Consider the following 24513-nt stretch of genomic DNA (forward strand, 5'->3'; position numbering starts at 1 on the left):
GGCCTCTTCAGGTCCGAATGGACGGTGCGCCCGTCGTGATACCGGGCGCGAAGCCGCGCGCCATCCTCACGATGCTCGGATTGCACGGTGGTTCGGTTGTACCGGCCGACGTGCTGATGGAATTGCTCTGGGGCGACGACCCGCCACGTACCGCCGCCAAGGCCCTACAGACCCATATCTCCGCGTTGCGTCACGCTCTCGGCGATGGCTTCGTGTTGACCGAGGGAACCGGCTGGCGGCTGAACACGGCCGAGACTGACGCCTCGCGGTACAAGTCGCTCGCCAAATCCGGCAGGGACGCCCTCGGCGCCGGTGACACCGGTGGTGCCGTGACTCGATTCGACGAGGCAGTCGCCCTGTGGCGGGGAATCCCCGAACTGCCCGACTGCCGACGGGGAGTGTCCGAGAAGACCCGGTGGATCGAGGGCCACGCGGCACTGGTCGAGGACCGGGCGGACGCGCTCCTGGCAACCGGCCGTGCGGCGGAGATCATCGGCGACCTCGAGGCGGCCGTGGCGGACGCACCGCTACGCGAAAGACGTTGGGGCCAGCTGATGCTCGCGCTCTACCGGGCCGGCAGGCAGGGCGAGGCGCTCGGCGCCTACCGCCGGGCCCGCGCCTTGTTGGCCGATGAGCTCGGGGTCGACCCGGGGCCCGAACTCCGGCGGCTGGAAGCCGCGATCGTCGCTCAGGATCCCGAGCTCGACGCCCCTGCGACACAACATGTTCCGTCTGTGACGCGGGCCGTGACCTTCCTACTGACCGACATCGAAGGGTCGACGGCCGCCTGGGAGGCTGACGCCGGCGCCATGGCACTCGCACTCGCACGGCACGACGAGCTCGTCGAACAGGTCATCACATCCCGCGGCGGCCGGCTGATCAAGACACGCGGCGAGGGTGATGCCACATTCTCGGTCTTCGACCGCCCGTCAGCGGCGGCGGCCGCCGCGATCGAGTTACAGGACGCGATCTTCCAGGAACCTTGGCCGCTGGCCGAGCCGATGCGTATCCGTATTTCCCTGCATACCGGCGAGGCCGAGCTTCGGGACGGCGACTACTTCGGTCGCGCCGTCAATCGCGCCGCCCGGCTGCGGTCGCAGGCCTCAGGTGGCCAGATCCTGTGTTCGGGTGCGACCGCCGAGCTGGTCATCGACTCCTTGTCCGACGACGTCGCGCTCGTCGACCTGGGCATGCGGCAGTTGAAGAACCTCGCGCGGCCCGAGCACATCTTCGAGCTGCGCCTCCAGACCGCCGAAAGTCCATCGCCGGCAGGCGATACCCCCATCGAGCGGCCTGCGATGCCCGCGGTGCTCGCAGGCCCTGGCCCGTTCGTCGGGCGTGCCCGCGAGCTCGCCGAGCTTCTGGCCGACTGGCACCAGACGGTCCTGGCCGGCACCCGCGCCGTACTGATCGCGGGCGAACCAGGCGTCGGCAAGACCCGCCTGGCAGGCGAATGGGGCCGGCAGGCGTACGCACAAGGTGCGGTGGTTCTTTACGGCCGTTCCGACGAAGACCTCGGCGCGCCCTACCAGCCGTTCGCGGAGGCCCTGCGCACGCTCGTGCCCTGCGTCGGTACCAGTCGGCTGCGCGGGCTGCGTGGCGTCGAGGCATTACTGCCGCTGGTTCCCGGGTTGAGCGATGTTCTCCCCGATCTCGCCGCGCCACCTCATGGAGACCCGGACACCGAACGCTACGCGCTGTTCGATGCCGTGGTGGCCCTGCTCGGAGTCGCCTCGGTGGAAGCACCCATCGTCCTGGTACTCGACGACCTGCACTGGGCGGCCAAGCCCACTTTGCTTCTGCTCCGCCACCTTCTCCGCTTCGGAGAGCACGCTCGCGTGCAGATCGTCGGCACCTACCGCAGTACGGACCTCGATCGCTCCCACCCGCTGGCGGCGATGCTCGCCGACCTCCACCGTGACGGCAGCGCCAACCGCATTGCCCTCAACGGCCTTGATGTGGACGACGTCAGCACGTATGTGGCCGAGGCCGGATACGACGACGACGAGTTGGCCCGCGCTTTGGCATCGGTCACCGGTGGCAACCCGTTCTTCCTCATCGAGGCCTTGCGCCATGTGGACGAGAGCGGCGGGCACTGGGATCCGAGCACCCTGCCACAGGGCGTCCGGGAAGCCGTGAGCCGCAGGCTTTCCCGGCTCCCGGCCGAGACCAACAAGGCACTGGCGGCGGCCGCGGTGGTGGGCAGCCAGTTCGCCCTGGACCTGGTCGAACAGGTAGTAGGCCAGGACCTGGTCGACGCATTCGACGAGGCATGCCAGGCCGCCATCGTCATCGAGGAACCTGGCGGTCGCTACCGCTTCAACCACGCCATCGTCCGGCAATCGCTGCTTGCCGAGCTGGCGTCCGTGCGGCGCATGCGGCTGCACCAGCGCATCGCGGCGAGCCTGGAGACGATGCCGGGTGCCGATGACGAACTGTTGGCCGACCTGGCCCACCACTACTTCGAATGTGCCTGGGCGGGAAACGCACTCAAGGCCGTCGAGTACTGCCGGCGCGCTGCGGACCAGGCGATGACGCGACTGGCCTACGAGGGCGCCGCCGACCTTTACGATCACGCGCTTCACGCGCTGGAGGAACTGGACGACGAGCTGCCCGACCGGGACGACCAGCGCGTCGAACTTCTGGTGGCGCGCTGCGAGGCGCTGCTGGCCGCGGGCGATGTGTCTTCGGCGGCAGGCGCAGTGTCGCAACTCAAAGAAGGAACGCGCGATTCAGCCCGCCTCGCGGCATGGGCGACATGCTTCGACGGCCAGCTCTCGATGCTCGTCGATCCCGAGCGCCTGGACGACATCGAATCCGCGGTTGCGGCGGCCGCCGTGACCCTGGCCGAATTGGGCGACGCCGCAGGGGAAGCCAAAGCACACACCGTGCGAGCAGGGTGCCTTGCCCGTCTCGGACGCGTCGCCGACTGCGAGCTGGCACTGGACAACGCGCTCACCGCAGCGCGCCAGGCGCGTGAACACCGGCTGGTAAACGCGGTGCTGGCGGGCGCACCACTGGCCGCGTTGTGGGGACCCAACCCGGTTCCGCGGGCGGGCGGGCGGTGCCTTGACGTGGTGCGTCTACTACGGATTACGACCGATTCACCTGCGGTCGAGGCGACGTCGACCCGGTGCCAAGCTGTGCTGGAGGCGTTCCGTGGCCGGGCCGCTGCGGCCCGACGGATGATCGACTCCGCCCGGCGTACCGTCACCGAGCTCGGCCTGCGCCATGCGCTACTCGAAGTCGAGCACTTCGCCGGCATCGTCGAGCTGGTCGTCGACGATCCTGCAGCGGCCGAGGAACATCTTCGGCTTGCCTACAACGGTTTCCGTCGGATGAGACTGGATGCCGATACAGCGGAGGTGGCCGCACTGTTGGCACGCGCGTGCCTCTTGCTCGGCCGACACGTCGAGGCTGAAGAATTGTCCTCGGAGAGTGAACGACTCGCCGGACACGCGTTGAAACCCGCCATTGCCTGGCGCACGGTTCGGGCGCAGCTGCTGGCTCGTGGCGGCTCCTACGACGAGGCACAGCGGGTGGCCGAGGAAGCCGTCACCCTTGCGGAGCGCACCGATGCGTTGGTCGACCATGGCGATGCGTGCCTGGCACTGGCGACTGTGTTGGCGACTGCTGGCGATGCCGCGCGGGCGAGAGCCGCCGCCGAACGAGCTGTCGAGCTGTACGAGCGGAAAGGGGCTGTGGCGCTTGCGGAAAAGGCGCGAGGTCTTGTCGGCGAGCGGGATCTCCCGACCCCGCCAGCTGCCCCCGAAGTGCCGGTTGCCGAGTTCGACAATGCGTGCGTGCGGGTGTGCAAGCAACTGGCCACCGCTGTTGAACAGGAAGCCTGGAGCGACCTTGAGGGGCTTTTTGCGCCAGGCGTCGTCGTCGAGAGCCGCCGGAGGATCGTCGGCTTTGCCCCTATCCACCTTCCGCCGCGCGATTGGCCACGCGAGATGCGGCGCTATCTTGAGTTGGGAATGGTCCAACACCGGCCGACCTTCGTCGCCTCACGGGGTGAGCGTCTCGCTCTGGTCAAGTTGTCTGTAGGCACTGACGACGTAAGCCGTGGGGCACCACAGGACGAAATGATCCAGTTGGTCGGCCTCAACGAGGACGGCCTGATCGCATTGCAGGTGTGGTTCGACATCGAAGATGTCGATGCAGCGATCTCCGAACTCGACGCGCAGTACGAGCGATTCGAAGCGTTGCGGCGTACGACAGATCAAGTGCCCCAGCGCCATTCGGATACCGCGTGCACACGGGCATGCGAACGTGCGGCGGCGGCTATCGATGCCGAGGCATGGGACGAGTTCGAGCAGGTCTTTGCACCCGAAGGCTCCGTGGAGAGTCGACGCAAGCTCGTCGGATTCAAAGGGACCGACTTCCGACAGCGCGAAGTGGTGCACCAGACGAGGTGCGATCTCGAGAACGGGGTTATGCGGGCACAGCAAGTTGTTGTGGCTGTACGAGGCGATCAACTCGCTCTCGCACGGGTGACCATTGGCACTGTCGATGAAAGTCCTGGCGCACCACAGGACGAACTTCTCCAGGTGTTCGGCATTGATGAAGGTGGCCGAATCGCTTGGCAAATATGGTTCGACGTCGACGACATGGACGCAGCGCTGGCCGAACTCGATTCCCTACATGCACGATTCGAAGACGAACGTCCGCGTATGTCACTGGCGAACGCGGCGACCCGAGCTGATGATCGCTTGATCACGCTCTCTCTCGCCAATCGTCTTGACGAGATCGGCGCGCTGTTCACCGAGGACACGCGACTTGATGACAGACGTCAAGGCTTCCGCTGCGAAATCAATGGCCGCGCGACCGCGGTCGACAACATCTGTTCGATCGCAGCCTTGGGGGTCGCTGTTACGAAGTCGACTATCGCGGTGCGCGGCGATCGCCTGTGTCTGAGCCGCGAGAGGTTCGAGGAGCCCGCCGCATTTTGCGTTGAAACGCTGGAGATCACCGAAGTCGACAGCCAAGGGGTGATGACCGAGAAGGTCGTTTTCGATCTCGATGACTTCGATGCCACCCTCAGCGAACTCGACGCCCGCTACCTCGAAGGTGAGGCCGCTCCGTATGCGCGAACCTGGGCAGCCGTCATGGACGCCTACGCCAGCTTCAACCGACGCGAGGTCCCCGCGACGACGTCCGACTGGGTGAACATAGACAACCGTCGCGCAGCAGCTTTCGCGCCCGGCGACGTGGTCAGGTTTATCCAAGCCACATGGGAAGACACACCGGACACCACGATCTACATCGCAGCGGTGCATCGCCTCACCGACCACGGGGCCGTCGTCACTCATGTTGCCCAGGGAACGCCGCAGGGTGGCTTCGAGGCCGAGTGGCGGGGCCTCCAGCTACTCGCTATTGAAGGTGAATTACTTTGCCGGTCTGAGCTATTCGACGAAGAAGATCTCGACGTTGCGCTTGCGAAGCTCGACGAACTCAGCCGGCCAGTCTGGCAGTTGGAGAACACGGCCAGCCGCGTGTACGACCGCATCTTCGCCTATTTCGCCGCCCGCGATTGGACGAGCATGGCGGAAGTGATGGCCGAGGACATTCTCGACGACGATCGCCGTCGGGTTGCGAACGCCGGACTCCGGCGCGGTCGCGACGCGATGATCGCCAACATGCGGACGGGCGCCGACCTCGGTGCAAGGTCCATAACGTCGGCAGTCATTGCGACCCGCGGGGACCGCCTCGTGCTCCGTCATCTCCGTTTCTCGGGCCAAGGACCCCAGGCGTTTCAGGCCGAGTTGCTCGGTATAGCTGAGATCGACGCCGACGAGCAGATGGTGGTCGCCGTCCAATTCGACCTCGACGACATCGACGACGCTTTCAAGGAACTCGACGCCCGCTACCTCGCCGGCGAGGCGTCCGCTCATGCGCACACGTGGTCGGCCGTCGTGGGCGTGTATGCTGCGCTCAACCGGCACGAGCTCCCGGCTGCCACGCCGAACTGGATTGACATCGATCACCGGCGACTCGTCGCGACCGAGACCGGCGACCTGAGTGCAGCCCTCCGTGCGGCGTGGGACATCACGTCACAGGCCACCATTTATGTCGAGCAAGTACATCGACTCAGTGATATCGGAGCGCTCGTTGCTCATACAGCGTTGGCGACCTCGCGAGAGGGTCTCGACGCCGAATGGCGAGACATCAGCCTGCTCACGTTCGAGGGCGACCGGATCAACCGCTGCGAGCTGTTCGACGAGACCGATCTCGACGCCGCACTCGCGGAGTTCGATGAGGTGAGTCGACCCGCCCCGAATCTGGAGAACGCGGCAAGCCTAGCGACCGATCGCTTTCTAGAGCGGTTCGCCGCCCGCGACTGGGACGCCATGGCGGAGATGGTGATTGACGACATCAGATTCGACGACCGTCGTCCGGTGATAAACGCCGACCTGCAAATCGGTCGGGACACCTTCATCGAGAATTTCCGGATAGCAGCTGATCTCGGCGCCACACAAACGCCGGAACCCATAGCAATCCGTGGCGAACGCGTCGTCCTCGTAAGCGCTCGATTCTCGCTCGGCGGTGGGGAACCTGAGGAGTTCGGCCTCGATCTTCTGCACGTGATCGAGATCGACGCCGACAACCGGATTGCGGCGACGGTCACCTTCGACCACAACGATTTCGACGCAGCGCTTGGCGAGCTCGACGCACGCTACCTCGCCGGCGAAGCAGCGCCGCATGCACTTTCATGGTCGGCTGTCGTGGCCGCGTACGCCGCACTCAACCGGCGCGAAATGCCCGCGACGACCGTCGACCATGTGAGCGTCGACCACCGGAGGGTGACATCTTTCGCGCCCGGAGATATCAAGGACTACACCCGCCGCGCCTGGGATCAGATTCCGGACATCGGCTTCCGCATCGAGGCGGTACATCGGTTGAACGATCGCGGTGCGGTCGTCACCCATGCGTTGCACGGAACGTCACGTGAGGGCTTCGAGGCGGAGTGGCGCGAAGTCCACCTAATGACGCGCGAAGGCGAGCTGTTCAACCGTAGCGAGATGTTCGATGAGGACGACCTCGACACGGCTCTCGCCCGGTTCGACGACCTCAGTCACACGGCGAAGCTGAGCAACGCGGCAAATCGTGTGTTCGAACGCTTCCAGAAGTGTTTGGCAGAAGCCGATCTGGACGCGATGGCGAACATGCTGTCCGACGACATCTGCAGTGAGGATCGTCGTCACATCGTAAGCGCCGGCATCCGGCACGGTCGGGATGCCGCTCTCGAAGACGCCCGCGTGATCGCCGGACTCGGCGCCGGGATCACAGCGACTACGGTCCTTGCGACACGCGGTGAGTGCCTGGCACTCAGGCACACTCAATACGCAGTCGGCCACGGACAGACCGATGCGTATCAAGTCAGTCTTCTCGAAGTCGTCGTCGTGAATGCCGACGAACGCATCTCCGCTGTAGTCACCTTCGACGTCGACGATTTCGAGGCTGCTCTCGCTGAACTCGACGCGCGATACCTGGCAGGTGAGGCAAGTGCCCATGCGCAGACGTGGTCGGTGATCGCCGCTGCCCAGGCAGCGTTCACTCTGCACAAAGTTCCCGCGACAACGCCGAACATGCCATACATCGATCATCGACCGGTCCTGTCGGTCGATGCGGTCGATCTGGCCACGTTTGTCGGTGCCGTGTGGGACGTCATCCCAAATCCGAGCGTCTATATCGAGGCGGTGCACCGGCTGAGCGAACTCGGAGCGGTCGTTACCCAGGTGCTGAAGGGAACGTCGCCTGAGGGCTTTGACGGCGAATGGCGGTTGATCGACCTGTTTACAGTCGAAGGTAGCCTGATCAGCCGCTGCGAAGTCTTCGACGAGACAGACCTCGATGCCGCCCTCGCAAGGTTTGACGAACTCAGTCGGCCCGCGCCGCGGCCGGAAAACACCGCAAGCCTGGTGACCAGGCACTTCTTCGCGGAAGTCGCGGAAAACAATTGGGACACCGTGACCGAGATGCTCGCGGTCGACTATTCCGGCGAAGACCGGCGGCAGGTCGTTGGTTCAGGGACCCGCCAAGACCGAGAAGCCGCGGTCGCGTCCACGCGGATAGTCGCCGACCTCTTGTTCACTGTAGACGCGTTGGTCATGATCGCGACCCGCGGAGATCGCCTGGTGCTCAGCCGTGCTCGCTACTCGCGCCGAGAAGACAAGACGGACGAGTACGTCGTCGAGGTCCTTGGAGTGGTCGAGATTGGCGCCGACGGTCGGATCACTGCGCTCGTCACATTCGATCTCGAAGACATCAAAGCCGCCTTCTCTGAACTCGACGCGCGATATCTCGCGGGTGAGGCCCGCGCCCATGCGCAAACGTGGAAAGCCATCACAGAGGGCTATGTCGCACTCAACAGTCGCGACGATACCGAGTTAGCGCCGGATTGGATCAATATCGATCACCGACGAGCAATTGGATTTGCGCCGGGTGATATGCCCGCATACATACGCGCCACGTGGGATCTGGCGTCCGACATGTTGGTCTACATTGAGTCCGTCCATCGGCTGAGCAAGGTGGGAATTGTTGTAACCCACACGGCAAGTGCGACCTCAGAACAGGGCTTCGAGGCCGAGTGGCGGGAGATCGCACTTCTCGCCGTGGATGGCGACTTGATCAATCGCTGTGAACTATTCGACGAGACAGACCTCGACGCCGCGCTCGCAAAGTTCGACGAACTCGGTCAGCAGCCGCGGCTGGGAAACAGGGCAAGTCAAGTCTATGAGCGCTACCTGACGCACTTTGCGGACCGCGACTGGGGCGCAATGGCGTTGATCGTGGCCGATGACATTTGCGCCGACGATCGCAGGCGAGTCGTCCGCGAAAGTTTGCGTCATGGTAGAGATTTCGATATCGCCAACATGCGGACCATCGCCAACATCGGGGTCAAGACAATATCTTCGAACCTTGTTGCGATCCGCGGAGAACGTCTCGCCCTCAGTCGTGTCTGCTTCTCCGGTAACGACCCGCGCCCCGAGGCGTTCAGTACCGAGGTGCTGGGCATCATCGAAATCGATGCCAACGACAGGATCACGGTGGTCACGGTGTTCGACCTCGACGACATCGCCGCGGCCTTCACCGAGCTCGACGGCCGCTATCTCGCCGGCGAAGCCGCTGCCTACGCTGATGTGTGGTCGGCCATGACAGAGGGCCACGACGCACTCAACCGGCACGAGTTGCCCAAGGCCACTCCGGACTTTGTGAACATCGACCACCGGCCCGGCGTCGCTTTCACACCCGGCGACTTGTTCCCGTACATCCAAACCGCGTGGGACGTGTCGCCCGATCTGAAGATCCACATCGAGACTGTGCACCGCATGAACAAACGTGGCGCGGTCATCACCCAGGTGGCGAGCGGGAGTTCGCACCAGGGATTCGATGCCGAGTGGCGACAGGTCGTACTTTTCTTGGTCAACGGCGTGGTCAGCCACTGCGAGATTTACGACGAGGCCGACCTGGACGCCGCGCTCGCCAGGTTCGACGAACTCAGTCAGCCGCCATCCACTTGAGGTCGCCGATAGGCTGACTTCCGTGGACTTCCGTGTGTTCGTCGAACCCCAGCAAGGCGCTACCTACTCCGATCAGCTCGCGGTTGCCCGCGCCGCCGAGGGGCTCGGCTATTCGGCGTTCTTCAGGTCTGACCACTACCTGGCGATGAGCGGCGACGGTCTGCCCGGTCCGACCGACTCCTGGGTGACGCTGGCCGGCATCGCACGCGAAACCTCGACGATCCGGCTGGGCACCATGGTCACCTCGGCCACCTTCCGCCACCCCGGACCGTTGGCGATCTCGGTGGCTCAGGTCGACGAAATGAGCGGTGGTCGTGTCGAATTGGGCCTGGGCGCCGGCTGGTTCGAGGCCGAGCACCAGGCCTACGCCATCCCGTTCCCGCCGCTGGGCGAGCGTTTCGACCGGCTCGAAGAGCAGTTGCGCATCCTCACCGGGTTGTGGGCCACCCCCGTCGGCGAAACCTTCGACTTCAGCGGCACGCACTACACCGTGGTCGACTCACCGGCGCTGCCCAAGCCCACGCAGTCGCCCGTACCGATCGTCATCGGCGGGATGGGCGCCAAGCGCACACCGGCGCTGGCCGCCGAGTTCGCCGCGGAATTCAACGTGCCGTTCGTGCCGCTGGACACCCTCAAGACGCAGTTCGCGCGGGTGGCCGACGCGGTGGCCGCGGCGGGACGAGCCGCGGATGCCCTGACCTACTCGGCGGCGTTCGTCGTCTGCGCCGGCAGTGACGAGGCGCAGATCGCCAAGCGAGCCGCAGCGATCAACCGTGAGGTGGATGAGCTGCGCAGCAATTCCCCGTTGGTCGGCACGCCCGCCGAGATCGTCGACAAGCTCGGGCCCTTCCTGGAGGCCGGGGTACAGCGGGTTTACCTGCAGATGCTCGACCAGTCCGATCTGGATCATCTCGAGCTCTTCGCCTCCGATGTCATCCGTCAGCTGAGCTGACCGAGGCGCGCTCCAGGGCCGGGCATAGTATCGGTGCCCGTGACCGGTGACGACGACGACCAGGGGCAGCCTCCCGAGGCGCCCTGGCATCATTCGACGCCGGCGGTTGCGGGGGCCAGCGCGGCCGCACTGGCTGTGATCGGCCTGGTGGTGTGGGCGGCGATCGCCCTGACCGGCTCCGGCGGACCCGAAGACGCGCCGATCGATTTCGTCCCGCCCAGCTACGCGTCGACGACGGTGAAGACCTCAAAGTCCACCACTACCCGGACCACCACCAGCCAGCTTCCGGTGACCACCGAGTTCGGCCTGCCGGGCGAGTCGGACACCACGACGACGTCGCCCTCGGAAACCTCCGGGACCTCGACCACGTCGGAGACCTCGCCCACGTCGACGACGACAACCACGACGACGACTACGCAGTCGGGCAGCGCCGACTACGGCGAGTACCCCACCACCACGACGCACCACCGGCCCCGCACCAACGTGACACGCACGCTGTATCCGCCGCCGGGCGGCTGAACCCGCCTACCATCGGCGCGTGTCGAACTATTACGACGACGAAGAGCCCACCCAGTACGCCCCGAGTTACGGCGAGTACTCCGAGCCGCCCGCGCCACCCGCTCCGGAGCCCATCCCCTGGTACCGCAAGCCCGCCGCACTGATCGGCATGGGCGCGGTGGGCGCAGTCATCGCGGCGCTGGTCATCTACGCCCTGGTGCAGCTGTTCTCGTCGGACTCCCCGTCGACGACCACGACCACCACGACGACGACACCGACCACGACCACATCGGTCGCCACCACGGCCCCGGTCGTTCCGGCCCCGACTCACACCGTCACCGAGACGGTGGCACCGACCACGACGACGGCCGAGGAAACCACGACCACCACCACTGAACCCACCACAACGACCACCACGACCACCACGACTGCGCCGACGACGACCACCACCACGACCGCTCCGGTGACGACGACAACGCAGCCGCCTGCAGGTAATCCCTGATCTGCCACGGCGCCGCCAGTTATCCACAGGTCATTGAAATGGTTCTGGCCGCCGTCGCGGCTGTCCACGAGTATCGAGTTGGTGGACGTTGACACTGTGCTTCGCCAACAGGATGGGGTGATCTCGCGTCGGCAGGCCTTGGCCGCGGGCCTGCGGGAGCACGAGATCCGGCGGCTGCTCAGACGCAACGAGTGGGCGCGGGTCCACGTGGGCGTATACGTCGACCACACCGGACCGCTGACGTGGTCGCAACGCACTTGGGCTGCAGTGCTTTACGCGGCTCCGGCCGCATTGTGCTTCGAGTCGGCCCTGGGAAGTGAAGCGTCGCCAATCCAGGTCGCGGTCGCGCAGCAGCGGGCGACACTGGCCGCACCCACAGGAGTCCGCATTCACCATGTCGTGAGTCTTCAGGAGCGGGTGCTGTGGAACGTCAGCCCACCGCGGATGCGTTACGACGAAGCCGCGCTCGACGTTGCGTGCCGCGCCGCGTCCGAACTCGATGCCATCGCGGTCCTGGCGAACGCCTGCCAATCGCGGCGCACGACCGCACATCGGCTGCTGCAGGTGCTCGATTCTCGGGCGCGGGTCCGCCGTCGCCGGTGGTTACGCGCAGTATTGGTCGATATCGCCGACGGCACCTGCTCGGTTCTCGAGCACGGATATCTCGTTCGCGTCGAGCGCCCGCACGGTCTACCTCGAGCCACGCGACAGAAGCGGGCCGCATCATCCATCGGTGTCTGCTATCGCGATGCCGAGTACGGCGAACAGGTCATCGTCGAGCTCGACGGCCGCGTCTACCACGATTCGGCGACCAGGCGGGATGCTGATTTTGAGCGGGATCTCGACGCCGCCGTCGACGGCCGCTCGACCGTCAGGCTCTCTTACGGGCAGGTCTTCGACCGGCCTTGTCAGACCGCGGGCAAGATCGCTCGGGTGCTGCACCGGCACGGGCTCGCGGTGGCCGGCCGGCCATGCGGACCCGACTGCTGGTTCGCGCGACTCGACCGCGCCGCATAGCCGTCAAGACCGAGGATTCCAGTCAATATCAAGCAGTAATCCTCGGTTTAAGGTGCGGGCGCCACCGAGGTGGGCGTAGGCGCCTGCGTCGGCTCGGGAGCGTGGGTGGGCTCCGGCGCCGCTGTGGGCTCGGGAGTCGGCTCGGGCGAAGGTGAAGGGGTCGGCGACGGGCTGGGCTCTGGCGTGGGCGACGGGCTCGGCGACGGCGAAGGAGACGGGCTCGGCGACGGCGCTGGTGATTCAGACACCGGCGGTTTGAATGTCGGGATCGGCAACTGCGGGAGCGTCACCGGCGGAAATACCAACGGCGGCACCGGAATCGGCGGGATCGCCACGGGCACGGGCGCCGGCGCAGGAGCCGGCGCAGGTGCAGCGGGCCGGGGCGCCTGAGGAGGCGGAGCCGCCCGTTGCGGGGCCGGGGCAAGCGGTGCGCTCTGGCGACTCTGCACCAACCACGGGGCCGATGCTTGCCGGGGCGCGGCTTGCGCGGGCGCCCCGGTTCCTGGCCAGGACGGATCACGCACCACGACGGTCCTGGTCGGCGGTGCCGATGCGGCGGCCGGCACCAACGGGGATTCGGCCGGAACATTCTGCGGCGCCAAAAGGCTGGATCCGGTCGCGGCGGCATCGAGGCGGTCGGCCCGCGCCGAGAGCACCATGCCGACCGTGCCGACGACGGCCAGGAACACACCCGCGTAGGCCACCACTCCCCCGCGCCGGTACCAGGGGATACCCGCGGGAGCGGGTGACAGCGGCGGCTCGGCGAACACGAATTCCGGCCTGGCCGAATCGTCGGTCACTGATTCGGGGATGAACTCCGCGACCTCGGCCACCGAGTCAGACACCGACCAGGCCAGGGCGGAGGCCGCGATCGTGCCGGTCCCCATGACGGGACCAGGCACCGCAGAGGCATGCGCCACCTGCGTCGCGGTCTCGTCGGCACCGCGACGGCCCAGCAGCGCGGCCCCGACTGCCGCGATCACCTGGGCCTGCGGCACGGTGGTGACCGGCATTCGGAACGCCTCGGAAAGACGTTGGGTGACAAGGGGTATCCGGGCTCCACCACCGACCGTCACCAGGGCGGCCAGCTGCGCCGGGTGAATACCGTTGCGGCGCAGCAGATCGAGCAGAGCCTCGATCACACCACCGAGGGGCTCCTCGACCACCGCGTCCAATTCGGCGCGGGTCAGCCTGATTGTGCCGCCAACCCCGGTCAGGCTGGTGGCACTCTGATCGCTGAGCTCTTCCTTGGCGGTGCGGCACTGTTCGCGCAGCCGGGCCAGTGCGGTCACGGCTGCGGTCCCGGCCGGTTCGGCATCCAGAGTGCTCAGGACGTGGCGCAGCACTTCCTGGTCGATCAGGTCGCCGGAGAAGTCCTGGTAACGCACCGTCTGCCCGATGGTCGCGTATCCCGCCGCGGCGTCGGCCAGGGTCAGGCTGGTGCCGGAACCGCCGAAATCGCAGAGGGCGACGACGCCGCGCGCGGGCAGACCGGGATGTGCCTGGATGGCCGTCAGCGCCGCGACCGAATCGGGAACGACCCGGACGCCGGGCATCGCCCGCCGCACAGACTCGACGGCACCACCACTCCAGTGCGCGGGCACCGCCAGCACGGACACGTCGGGCCGATGCGCCGGGCTGGTCTCCCGTGTCAGCGCCTCGACCGCGCCGGCCAGTAGCCGTTCGGCCTGATGTGTCGAACCGTCGGCGGCGACCAGGGGCACCGGGTCACCCACCCGTCCGACGAAATCGGTGAACACCAACCCGCCATCGACGGATGGCGGCGCGCCGACCACGGCCCCACGATGTGCGGACACGGTGAGCACCGTCCGCCGCACCAGCGGCGCATGATCGGCGATCGCCACCAGATTGGTCGCCCCCACGGACAACCCCAGGCAATCACGCATACCTGTATGTCGACGGAGAGGCCGAATTCGTTAGTGGCGCGACGAGTACTCGGCGACCAGCGCCTCGGCACTGCGTACCGCGGCCCGGCAGGCCCGCGTGGTGAACGGATCGTTGAGCGGATGATCGGCCCGGCGCCGCCAGCGCTGCGCCGCGGCGAAAGCCGAACGAGGCCCGTCGAAGGGGGCGTCGGGCTGCAGGCCGAGCCGGCTGGCCGCGTCGGTACCCGAGCCGCCGATGATCCGGCGCAGCGAGGCCATCTCGTCCTCGTTCAGCGTCGTGGGGCGAGAGCGCAGCAGGCTGAGCAACCGCAGCTCCTCGAAGGCATGCGTGTCCGCCAGCAGCGGATCGATGTCGGCCAGGATGTACGGGGTCGCGTAGATCGGGTTGTGCTGCACGAACTGCCGCAACGACAACAGCGCCGTATGCGCCTTGAGCAGCTCCGAACGTTGCGCGAACTGCTGATCGATCACGTCGCGCAGGGCGATCAGACCGCTGCGTTCCAGCAGTTCGTCGGCCAGAGCAACGGAATCGGACACCCCGGCGTGCATCACCGCGATCGAGATCCGGATGCCGAACATGCCGAACCGATCGAGCAGCGCCGAGCGGGTGGACGCGTCCACCGGCAGTGCACTGTCCGCCCGGACGAACCGGTCCACCGAGAGCATCGCTTTCGTCAGCGTGGCCGGCTCGACCCCGGCGAGCTTCTGCAGCGCGACGAATTCGCTCTGCCGCAGGGTCCGGGCGGTCAGTGCGAGCAGACCGGACACCGGGACGACGGCCTGGCAGATCCCGGTCTTGTCCATCTCCTCGGTGAAGCGCTTGGCCACGTCCTTGGCCGACATCATCGCGTCGATGCGACCGGCACCGATCTCGTCGGCCCGCGAGGCCACCCCGATGACGCCGAGTGCGCCCGAGGATCCGCCGACCAGTTCGCCGATCTGTTTGAGCAGGGCGATGTCGGCCGCGTTGAGGGTGCGCAACAGGAACACCACCGCGTCGACGCGGGGCACGCCGTCCTCGGGCACGAGGAGCCGGTGCGTGCGCATCGACACGTCGCGCGACAGCGACGAGGTGCCCGGGGTGTCGATGATCGTGGTGTCGATCAGCTCGGCGGCCGGCCACTCCACATCCAGGTCCACCACGTCCTGGGGGTTGAGCCCGGAAAAGCTGAAGGTGAGGCCCCGGTCATGTGGATCCCGCGCGATCGGCACGTTGGAGCGACGGCCGCCGCGGTGGTTGGCGGTCACCTTGGGGGTGGGCCCGTGCCGGAACCAGGTCACGATGCGGGTCGCCTCGGTGGCGTCGGTGGGTGCGATGTCCTCCCCGACCAGCGCATTGACGAGCGTCGACTTGCCTGCCTTGAGTGTGCCGGCCAGCGCGATGCGGATCGGCTGGTTGAGCCGGCGCCCGATGCGGTCGAGCTCGTTGTGCACGTCGGGCCGATCGCGGTATGCCGGGTCACCCCGGTACGCCTTGATGGTGCCGCCCAGAATCGAGCGCACCTGATCGGCCGTGCTCACGCTGCGGAGTCCACCTCTTCCAACCCGGACATCGAACCGGGGTTCAATCGAAAACCAGCCCTTGGAGCTTAGTTGCCCGCGCCTGCCAGACCTGTGGCGTGGTCGACCACCTGGGTCAGGATGTTCTTCTGACGCTCCAGCTCCCTGACTCGGGTGTTGCGCTCGTTCTCCTCGACCTTCGCCGCGGCGAGGGTGGCCTGCAACGACTCGTTGAGCGAGCGGGTGGTCTGGTTGGCGATCCCGCGGTAGTGGTCGCGCAGTTGCCGCTGGATGCCCTTGAGGCGGTCCCGCGATTCCTTGCCGACCACGAAGGCGACGTCGTCGATGAACTTGCGCATGTTGGTCTTGGCCTCACCGCGGACCCGGAGCATCCGGTTCTCCATGTCCTCCTTGTAGGCCTTGCGGCCCAGCACCAGACCGGCGCCCAGCGACAGCGGGTTGAACATGCCCAGACCGGCGAACGAGGTGAGCATGCCGAACATCAGAACACCGCCGTAGGACCCACGCATACCGGTGATGACCTTGTGCCCGGCCTTGATCGGTTTGGCCTCCAGCCGGGCCAGCGATTTCATCTCACCGAATCCGGCGCCCATGTCCCTGGCGTCGATCTGTGGCAGCTGCACCGCCTCCAGGCCTGCCTCGGTGAAGGTGCGGGCCACCTCAGCCGCCAGTGCCTCCGCCCGCTGATACGCCCAGACGAAGTTGTCGCCGACGGCGGTGGCCACCGCCTCCTCCAGCTCCGAGCCGATCTCGGCCCAGTGCAGCGTGGGGTCGCCGTTGTCGATCACCTTCTCGGCGTGCTGGGTGATGTTGCGGAACCGGTGGCGCAGATCGTGATCGACATCGGCGGTCAGGTCGGCGATACCGTCGTTGAGCACCTGCTGCCACAGCGCGGTCTGCTGCAGGGCATCCTGGGCTTCCTGCTTACGCCGCTCCAGCTCGGCGGTGAGCCGCTCGCGTTCATCCGGATCGGTGAAGGCCGACAGCTCGGAGTTCACGGACAACAGCAGATGCTCTGCGGCCGAATGAATTTCGGCCACCACCTCGTCACGGATCCGGTCACTCTCGCGGTTCAGCACCCGGTCGGACAGGAACTTCACGATGGCCGGGAAGTTCGACTCCTCGTTGAGTTCCTTGTCGTTGAGCTGGATCGCATGGCTGCGCAACACACTGGACACCGGGGTGATCGGAACGTTCACGCCGGCCCGCTGCAGGTGGCCCGTGTTGGCGCCGACGATCTCACGCCAGTGCGGGTACAGATCGGTCTTGGTGGCGACAATCGTTGCCACCGGGCAGATTTCGATCGCCTGCCGGATGAAGGTCATTTCCGGTTCGGTGAATTCCTGGCTGGTGTCGCTGACCATCAGCAGCGCGTCGGCATCGGGCAGCAGGCCCAGGGTCGCCGAAAGGTGCGGCTGCCCGAGCCCGCCGACACCTGGGGTGTCGACGAAGGCCAGCCCGCCCTTGAGCAGGGGGCTCGGGGCGGTCACCTCGACCCGCAACACCTCACGGCCGCCGGCCTGTGGAGCGCGGCGCAGGTCGTTGGTCACCTCCGACGGCGGGATGTCGATCAGTTCGGGTTCGGCCCCGTCGGGCCGGGCGACCACCAGGCGCGCGGATGCCTGCTCCCCGTAGGCCACGACGGTGGCCAGCACGGTGGATTCGTCATCACCGACGCGGGCCACCGGGATGTTGAGCAGCGAGTTCAGCAGCTGGCTCTTGCCCTGCTTGAGCTGGCCGGCGATGACCACCCGGATCTGCGGATCATTGATGCGCACCTTCGCCAACCTCAGGCGCTCCACAAGATCGCCGCGATCGTAGATGGCGGCGATCGTGCTGGTGTGGTCGATGAGTTCGACGATCACCTTGACCTTGCGCGGGTCGCCCGCCGCGGCCGGGCGCGGGTCAGTGGGTTGCGTCATGGAAGTCCCTCCTGCGTGCCGGGCTCAACGGTAGGCGCGCCAATGGGGCGGGGACCACCCGCGTACGGATGGCCCCCGCCCGTTGTGGCGATCGGATCAGAAGGCGTCGAACCCGGTGTCGGTCGCATTGTGCGACGCGACGTCGGTGTGGGACTGCGAGTGCGAGTCGTAGCTGTTACCCGAGCCCAGCGCCGAGCTGGTGTCGTTGTGCGATCCGAAGGACGTGTCGTTGTGCGACGCGGTGTCGTTGTTCGACGCGAACGCGGTGTCGTTGCCCGACCCGATGTTCGAGGTGTAGCTCGACGAGTTGTCCTCGACGCTGTGCGTCGATTCGGTCTGCACCGAGGTGTGCGTCGAGTTGTCCTGCGTGTTGCGGCTGCCGTAGTCACCGTCGACCGTGGTCTGGTTGCCGCCGACCGCGTGGGTCGAGGCATCGGTGAGGATGATCGAACCGGCGTTGCCGCCGTCGCCACCGGACGCACCGCCGCTGCCGATACCGATCAGGCTGTCACCGCCCGACGCACCGCCGCCGTGGCCGCCGCTCATGTCGACGTCCTTGATCACCGGGCCGTCGTTGCCGGAAACCACGTCACCACCGGCGTGCTGGGAGCTGTCCTCGATGGCATTGCCCTCACCGACGTTGACGTGCGAACCGGAACCCGCCCAGACGTCACCGTTGTTGGTGGTGTTGCCGTCGCCGAGCACCGCGCCGTCACCGCTGACGATGTCGCCCTTGTTCTCGCCGTCGACCACCACGCCGCCGTTGGTGGCGGTGTTGGTGCTCTTGTCGCCGAGGGTGATGTCACCGAAGCCGAGGTTGAACGCACCCTGCTGGGCGTTGGCGCCGGCGTCCTGGTTGGGGCTCATGACCGGCACGTTGTTGTGGCTGGCCCACTCGGTGTCGTTGTTGCTGGCCACCTGCGTCTGCGGGGAGAACGGTGAGGCGACCTGGTTGCCGAACTGCGCTGGGATGCTGTGGTGATCGGCGACCGCGCGCTGCAGGCCGAGCACCGGGTTGCCGCCGCCGAGCAGGACGCCGGCCGGGGCTGCGGTGGCCGCGACGGCGTGCAGCTGGGCCGCGGTCACGTTGGGCAGGCCGGCGTCACGCAGGCTGCCGTCCGGATCGGCGATGAACGAAGCTGCCGAGGCGGGGCTACGGAACAGGTCCAGGATGAAGTCGATCAGAGTGGTCATTTCTCCAACCTTTCGGATGTTTCTGGGAGTCTCTGGTGAGTCCCCCGCCGGGCTCTCCGGCGATCTGGAGACAACGTTATTGGCGCGCCGCAGCCCCGGAAACGGGGTCGATTCCCCTCCCCGTATCGCCCCTACTCGGGGTGCGGGGGGTGGCCCCAATAGGGGCTTAGGGGATACCTAGGGGCAGGGGTGGGCAGCCCCGAATCTATTGACGTTTCCGCAGCTAAACGCAATAAGCGCACGACCACTTGGGTCGTGCGCTTATCGGAACGCTGGGGCAGATCAGTCGAAGATGTCGAATCCGCCGCCACTGTCGGTGTGGTGTTGGTCGTCGACGATCGGATGGTCCCAATCGGGGGCCGGCGCCGGGTCGACGATTGGCGCATCCTCGATAACCGGTTCGTTGAGCTGCAGCGATACGTCGTCGAGCGGCTGATTCACGAAGCTGCTGTCGTCGATGGCCGAAGCCGGGGACACCAGGTGGTCCAGAGCGGCGGACTGATCGATGACCTGGCCGGCCGTCGAGTCCCAGGCATCGTTGGGGGCATCGACCGGCATGTGGTCGCCGAAGGCGTCGAACGCCGCCGTCGCCGCGCCGCTGGCCCAGACGTTGCCACCCGGATCGGTGGCACCGACGTCGCCGAACGCGGCGTTGGGGCCGGTCATGGACAGCGACTCCGATACGACGGGAATCAGGTTGTTGACGTCCGCGCTGGTCACGTCTGTCAGATGGGCATCGGCAATGGCCTGCGCCGGGTCGGCGGCATAGTGGGCAGCGGCATCGGGGTCGCGTACCAGCGACATCACAAAGTCCAGCAATGTGTTCGCCATGCTCCACCTCCTCAACAGTTCATTTGAATGCTAGCCAGCTGTGAGGGCGCTGGGATCGGTGCCGAACCCACCCCTGCCCGGCCGCCGTTAGGGGGGTGGACATTAGGGGATTGACGCCACTAGGGGTTCAATCACGGGCCCAGGGGGTCCCAGCAGTTAGGGTGAGGTTCGGCCGAGACAACGGGAGTGACGCCTGATGACCGACTCACTGGGGTTGTCGATCGGGATGACCAACCTGGTGGCAGCCCGCGAAGGCCGCCAACCGGTGATCCGCCGATCGATCTTCACCTTGCACAACGACCGTGCTCCGGACGTGGGCGAATACACCGGCAGCGGATTGCCGCTGGCCGGATTCGTCGAGCGGGTCGGCGACCCGGTGCCCCTGGTCGCCGCCGACGGGTCCCAGCACCGCGGGGAACTGGTGCTGGCCGAGGCACTGGACGTGATGGCCCGCGCCGCGGGCGGTGGCTCGCCGGTCGCGATCGCCGTGCCGGCGCACTGGGGTCCGAGCACCGTCGGCGCGTTGCGCGGCGCGATCCGCCACAAGCCCGCACTGTCACCTGGCGGCGTGCCGCCGGCGCTGGTGCCCGACTCCCTCACCGCACTCGCGGCCCTGCGCGCCAATCCCGGGCTCCCCACCGAGGGTGTCGTGGTGCTGTGCGATTTCGGAGGCAGCGGCACGAGCGTCACGCTGGCCGATGCCGGCGCGGGTTTCGCCACCATCGGGCAGACGGTCCGTTATCCGGATTTCTCCGGTGACCAGATCGACCAGGCGTTGCTCAACCATGTGCTCAGCGGGATCGCGGCGGCCAGCGACGCCGATCCGGCGGGCACCGCAGCGGTCGGTTCGCTGGCGCGGCTGCGGGCCGAGTGCCGTCAGGCCAAGGAGCGGCTGTCGGCCGAAACGGCGACCTCCATCCCCACCGAACTGCCCGGATTCAACTCCGAGTTCAGGGTGACCCGCCCCGAACTCGACCAACTGGTATCCGCGCCGCTGGCGGGTCTGCTGGATGTCGTCGAAGACACGTTGCAGCGCAACAACATTGCGTTGTCGAGCGTGAACGCGGTGGCGACCGTGGGCGGCGGCGCGGCGATCCCGTTGGTGACCCAGCGGGTGTCGGAGCGGTTGCGTGCACCAGTGGTGACAACCCAGCGGCCCCAACTGGATGTGGCCGTCGGGGCCGCCCTGGTCGCCGAGCGCGTCGCGGAGGCCGGCGCGGCGACGGGCATGGCTCCCGCAGTGGCGGCCGCCGATGCGCCAACGGGTTTGGCACCCGAGGTGACCGCCGCCGACGCCGCAACGGGCATGGCTCCAACCGCGATGGCCCCCGGCGCCAGTTCAGCAGCCCTGGCCTGGTCGGAGGATGACGCGCCCGGAAACGAGCCGGTGCCCTATGCCGGCGGCGAGTACGAGACTCCCGCAGGCATGACGGCGGCGCGGCCACCGGTCGAGTTCAGCCACGAGGAAGAGATGTACGACGCCGGACCGGCGCCGCTCCCCTGGTACAAACGCCCCCCGATCCTGTTCGGAGCCGCGGCCGCGGCCGCCCTGCTGGCCGCCGGTGGACTCGCGGTGACTTTGACCAGCTCCGAAGGGGATTCGACTCCGGTCACCGAAACCAGTACCACCTATTCGATGGGTCCGTCGCCCGAAGGCCCGCCCCCCGAGCCGGTCACCACCGTGACCGAGGGGCCCGACGGGGTCAAGACCACCACCGTCGTGGTACCGCCCCCACCCCCGGAGACGACGACGTCGGCACCGGAAACCACCACCACGACGACCAGCCCGACCACCACCACAACGACGACGACGACAACCACGCCGTCGACAACCACGACGACCCGCACCACGACCACCACGACGCAACCGCCGACGACAACCACGCAGCCCCCGACGACGACGCAACCGCCGACCACCACCCAGCCGCCGGTGACGACCACTGCGGCAGAGGGCGGCGGCGGCGCCTAGGCCGGCACCGATGACCGACCCGGCGCCGGAGCCCGTTCCGGAGCTTCCGTTGGCTGCCCGATCGGCGATCGACGAGGTGCTGACCGACCCGGCTGCTCCGGTCAAGCTGTTGGTGTCGGGCGGCATCGGAACCGGGAAGAGCACGGCGCTCGCCGCGGTCCGCAACGCGCTGCGTGAGGCCGGCCGCGTCGTTCTGACCCGCGCGCCCCGGCCGGGTGACGCGCCGGAGTCCGCATTCGTCGTCGACGATGCGCACTTTCTCCTGGATAGTGAAATCGACTGTCTTGCAGAGAAAGTCGCCGATCCGGCGGCGACGGTCGTGGTGGCCTGTGAGCCGCTGACCCACCGCATGTCGTTGGTCACGTTGGCCGCCGCGCTGGAGCGGGAGAATCCGGTGGTGCGGCTCGGGCCCATCCCGACAGCCGAGGTGGGCCGGACCCTGAGCACGGCACTGGGAGCCCCGGCAACCCAGGAGACCGTCAGATCGGTGCTGAGCACGACCGCCGGATTGCCATTTCTGTTGCGCGCCGAGGCGGATGCGGTCGATGCGCCGGCCGACGCCGCCCGGTTCGCGTTGTTGCAACGGCTGCGCAGAGTTGACGACGACACCCGCGACGCGCTGCTGATCCTGTCGTTGAGCCACGATCTCGGTCCCGACGACGTGGCGGCGGCGCTGCGATTGACCGGTGCCGAAGCGTCCGCCCTGGTGGATCGGGCCCGGGCCGGTGGGTTGGTGGAGCCGTCACATGACCGGCGGTTCGTCCGGATGGTTCACGAATCACTCGCCCAGATCGCCGGCGCCGCTCGCCATCACGAGATCGAATCCTCGCTTCTCTCTTCACAACTCGAGCTGTCCACGTTGTCGGCCGACCTCGCCGTGCGGCTGGCCGAGCACGGATTGCGCGACGACCGGCTGGCCGAGGCGCTCGCTGAGCACGCCTCGCACAACCGCGCCCGGCCCGCGCGGGCGGCCCGGCTCTACCGGGCCGCGGTCACGGCCGGCGCCGCGGCGGTGAGCACCCGGCTGGCCGATGCACTGGCGCTGGCCGGAGACTGCGCCACCGCGGCCCGGATGGCCGACGAACTGCTCGGCTCCGAGGACCCGGCCGAACGGGCGACCGCAGTGCGGATCGCGGCCAGTGTCGCCATGCACGACGGCGGCGCGGCCCAGGCCGCCGATCTGTTCCGGTGGCTCGGCCCGTATCCGGACGTCCTGGTCAGTTCAGCGAGCACGACCGCCTTCCTCGCGGCGGGTGACGGCGAGGCCGCGCGGGCGTCTGCGAGTACCGAGGCGGCCGGGCCGCCCACCTCGACGGCACGGGCGGCCCGAAGCCTCGCCGAAGGTCTGGTGCTGTCACTGGATCAACCGTTCGCGGTGACCGTGGCCCGGCTGGGGCAGGCCGTCACATCCGAATATCAGGCCGCCGGCGTCGCCCCCGATACCCCTGCGGCGTTGGTGACGCTCGCGGCGCTGCACGGCGGCGATTCCGTGCGGGCGCGCAGTGTGATCAGCCGGGCGGTCCGCGCTGGCGGGGCGGGTGACGAGGTTTTCAGCGCAGCCCGACACCGCCTGCTGCTGGGCTGGGTGAAGATGCAGGACGGTCAGCTCGGCGCGGCCGGTGCGGACGCTGCGGCCGCCGAATCGGGCGAGGACCTGCACCGGCGCGACGCCTTGTGGGCGGCCGCGCTGCGTACCGCGATCGCCCGGCGCAGCGGGGACAGCGGCGCGGTGCAGAAGCACTGGTACGCGGCGGTGGAGGTGCTCGCCGAGTATTCGATCGACCTGTTCTCCCTGCTGCCGCTGGGTGAGTTGTGGGTGGCCGGCGCGCGCATGCGTCAGGTCGACCGGCTGGAACACACGCTGTCCGAGGCGTGGGACCTGCTTGAAGCGCTCGGCAACCCGGTGCTGTGGTCGGTGCCGCTGCACTGGGCCGGTGTGCACGCCGGAATTCTGGCCAACTCCCCGGGGGCTGTGGCCCCACATGGTCAGGCCCTGACAGCTGCCGCCGGACAGAGCGCCTTCGCCCGGGCACTGGCCAACGGTGGGCGGACCTGGTTGCGGGTACTGGCCAACCACGTCGACGTCGACGAGGTGACGGCTGCGGCGCGGGCACTGTCTCAGTTCGGCCTGACCTGGGACGGCACCCGGCTGGCGAGCCAGGCAGCGCTGCAGACCCCGGACGCGCGGGTGTCCCAGGCGATGCTGCAACTGGCCCGTGACCTCAAGCAGACCAGTGCGGTCGAGGAGGTCGTACCGGATTCAGGGGTCGCCTCAGTGGCGTCGACGTCCCCGGCGGCCGCACCCGCCACGCCAGTGCAGGGGCGGGCGTCGACCAAGTTGTCCGACCGCGAGCGGGAGGTGGCCGAACTGCTGCTGCTGGGGATGCCCTACCGCGATATCGGCAGTCAGCTGTTCATCTCGGCGAAGACCGTCGAGCATCACGTGGCCCGGATTCGGCGGCGTCTCGGCGCCGAGTCGCGCACCGAAATGTTGTCCATGTTGCGGGCGATGCTGGCGCCGCAGGGCTGAGAGCTGTACCACAGTCCCCTCCAAGTTAGGTAAGCCTCGGTAGCGGCAAGAAACTCGTAAATGTCACTATGAGCTGAAGGAAGCTAAGTTACCGACGGGTAACTAGGCCTAAGTTACCGTCGGGTAACTCGCGAAATGGAGGC

General features: G+C 67.3%; 12 protein-coding genes. 7 read left to right on the forward strand and 5 right to left on the reverse strand.

The window, feature by feature from the left end; all coding sequences use genetic code 11:
- The first annotated feature begins 17 nt into the window (after positions 1-17).
- From ACNQVK_RS33855 to ACNQVK_RS33875, 5 genes are all read left to right on the forward strand, one after another.
- Positions 18-9527, forward strand: coding sequence for a BTAD domain-containing putative transcriptional regulator (locus tag ACNQVK_RS33855; protein WP_418034489.1), 9510 nt, complete (start codon positions 18-20; stop codon positions 9525-9527).
- Between the two features lie 22 nt (positions 9528-9549).
- A complete protein-coding gene (locus tag ACNQVK_RS33860) occupies positions 9550-10479 on the forward strand; it encodes an LLM class F420-dependent oxidoreductase (protein WP_418033134.1) in 930 nt (309 codons plus the stop codon).
- 39 nt (positions 10480-10518) lie between these two features.
- Positions 10519-10998, forward strand: a complete 480-nt coding sequence (locus ACNQVK_RS33865) for a hypothetical protein (protein WP_418033135.1) — start codon at positions 10519-10521, stop codon at positions 10996-10998.
- Positions 10999-11017: 19 nt separating this feature from the next.
- Positions 11018-11479, forward strand: a complete 462-nt coding sequence (locus ACNQVK_RS33870; protein WP_418033137.1) for a hypothetical protein — start codon at positions 11018-11020, stop codon at positions 11477-11479.
- An 81-nt stretch (positions 11480-11560) separates the two neighbouring features.
- A complete protein-coding gene (locus ACNQVK_RS33875; protein WP_418033138.1) occupies positions 11561-12496 on the forward strand; it encodes a type IV toxin-antitoxin system AbiEi family antitoxin domain-containing protein in 936 nt (311 codons plus the stop codon).
- A 47-nt stretch (positions 12497-12543) separates the two neighbouring features.
- Here the strand turns inward: ACNQVK_RS33875 and ACNQVK_RS33880 are convergent, their stop codons facing one another.
- The 5 genes from ACNQVK_RS33880 to ACNQVK_RS33900 all read right to left on the reverse strand — a co-directional run bounded on the left by ACNQVK_RS33880 (position 12544) and on the right by ACNQVK_RS33900 (position 19871).
- Complete coding sequence (locus ACNQVK_RS33880; RefSeq protein WP_418033140.1) at positions 12544-14403, reverse strand: Hsp70 family protein; 1860 nt, start codon at positions 14401-14403, stop codon at positions 12544-12546.
- A gap of 30 nt (positions 14404-14433) precedes the next feature.
- Entirely contained in the window at positions 14434-15924 is a 1491-nt protein-coding gene (locus ACNQVK_RS33885) for a dynamin family protein (protein ID WP_418033141.1), read from the reverse strand.
- A 68-nt stretch (positions 15925-15992) separates the two neighbouring features.
- The gene (gene iniA / locus ACNQVK_RS33890; RefSeq protein ID WP_418033142.1) at positions 15993-17846 is read right to left on the reverse strand and encodes an isoniazid-induced dynamin-like GTPase IniA; all 1854 of its coding nucleotides are present in this window, start codon (positions 17844-17846) and stop codon (positions 15993-15995) included.
- A gap of 96 nt (positions 17847-17942) precedes the next feature.
- A complete protein-coding gene (locus ACNQVK_RS33895; protein ID WP_044515303.1) occupies positions 17943-19040 on the reverse strand; it encodes an IniB N-terminal domain-containing protein in 1098 nt (365 codons plus the stop codon).
- Positions 19041-19322: 282 nt separating this feature from the next.
- Positions 19323-19871 (reverse strand): Rv0340 family IniB-related protein, encoded by a 549-nt coding sequence (locus ACNQVK_RS33900; RefSeq protein WP_418033144.1) that lies wholly within the window; start codon positions 19869-19871, stop codon positions 19323-19325.
- A gap of 196 nt (positions 19872-20067) precedes the next feature.
- Here ACNQVK_RS33900 and ACNQVK_RS33905 point away from each other — a divergent pair, with 196 nt between their 5' ends.
- Together ACNQVK_RS33905 and iniR are read left to right on the forward strand one after the other, a co-directional pair.
- Positions 20068-21840, forward strand: coding sequence for an Hsp70 family protein (locus ACNQVK_RS33905; protein ID WP_418033146.1), 1773 nt, complete (start codon positions 20068-20070; stop codon positions 21838-21840).
- A 10-nt stretch (positions 21841-21850) separates the two neighbouring features.
- On the forward strand, positions 21851-24370 hold the full coding sequence (gene iniR / locus ACNQVK_RS33910) for an isoniazid response ATPase/transcriptional regulator IniR (RefSeq protein WP_418033147.1): 2520 nt from the start codon (positions 21851-21853) through the stop codon (positions 24368-24370).
- The last annotated feature ends 143 nt before the right edge of the window (positions 24371-24513 follow it).

Origin of the sequence: Mycobacterium sp. 134, from assembly GCF_048282715.1 — a bacterium.
GTDB classification, from domain to species: Bacteria; Actinomycetota; Actinomycetes; order Mycobacteriales; family Mycobacteriaceae; genus Mycobacterium; species Mycobacterium septicum.

Bases quoted from the DNA above. Each gene is read 5' to 3' on its own strand.
- iniA (WP_418033142.1), bottom strand. From the start codon at position 17,846: ATGACGCAACCCACTGACCCGCGCCCGGCCGCGGCGGGCGACCCGCGC.
- ACNQVK_RS33905 (WP_418033146.1), top strand. From the start codon at position 20,068: ATGACCGACTCACTGGGGTTGTCGATCGGGATGACCAACCTGGTGGCA.
- ACNQVK_RS33895 (WP_044515303.1), bottom strand. From the start codon at position 19,040: ATGACCACTCTGATCGACTTCATCCTGGACCTGTTCCGTAGCCCCGCC.
- iniR (WP_418033147.1), top strand. From the start codon at position 21,851: ATGACCGACCCGGCGCCGGAGCCCGTTCCGGAGCTTCCGTTGGCTGCC.
- ACNQVK_RS33880 (WP_418033140.1), bottom strand. From the start codon at position 14,403: ATGCGTGATTGCCTGGGGTTGTCCGTGGGGGCGACCAATCTGGTGGCG.
- ACNQVK_RS33900 (WP_418033144.1), bottom strand. From the start codon at position 19,871: ATGGCGAACACATTGCTGGACTTTGTGATGTCGCTGGTACGCGACCCC.
- ACNQVK_RS33855 (WP_418034489.1), top strand. From the start codon at position 18: ATGGACGGTGCGCCCGTCGTGATACCGGGCGCGAAGCCGCGCGCCATC.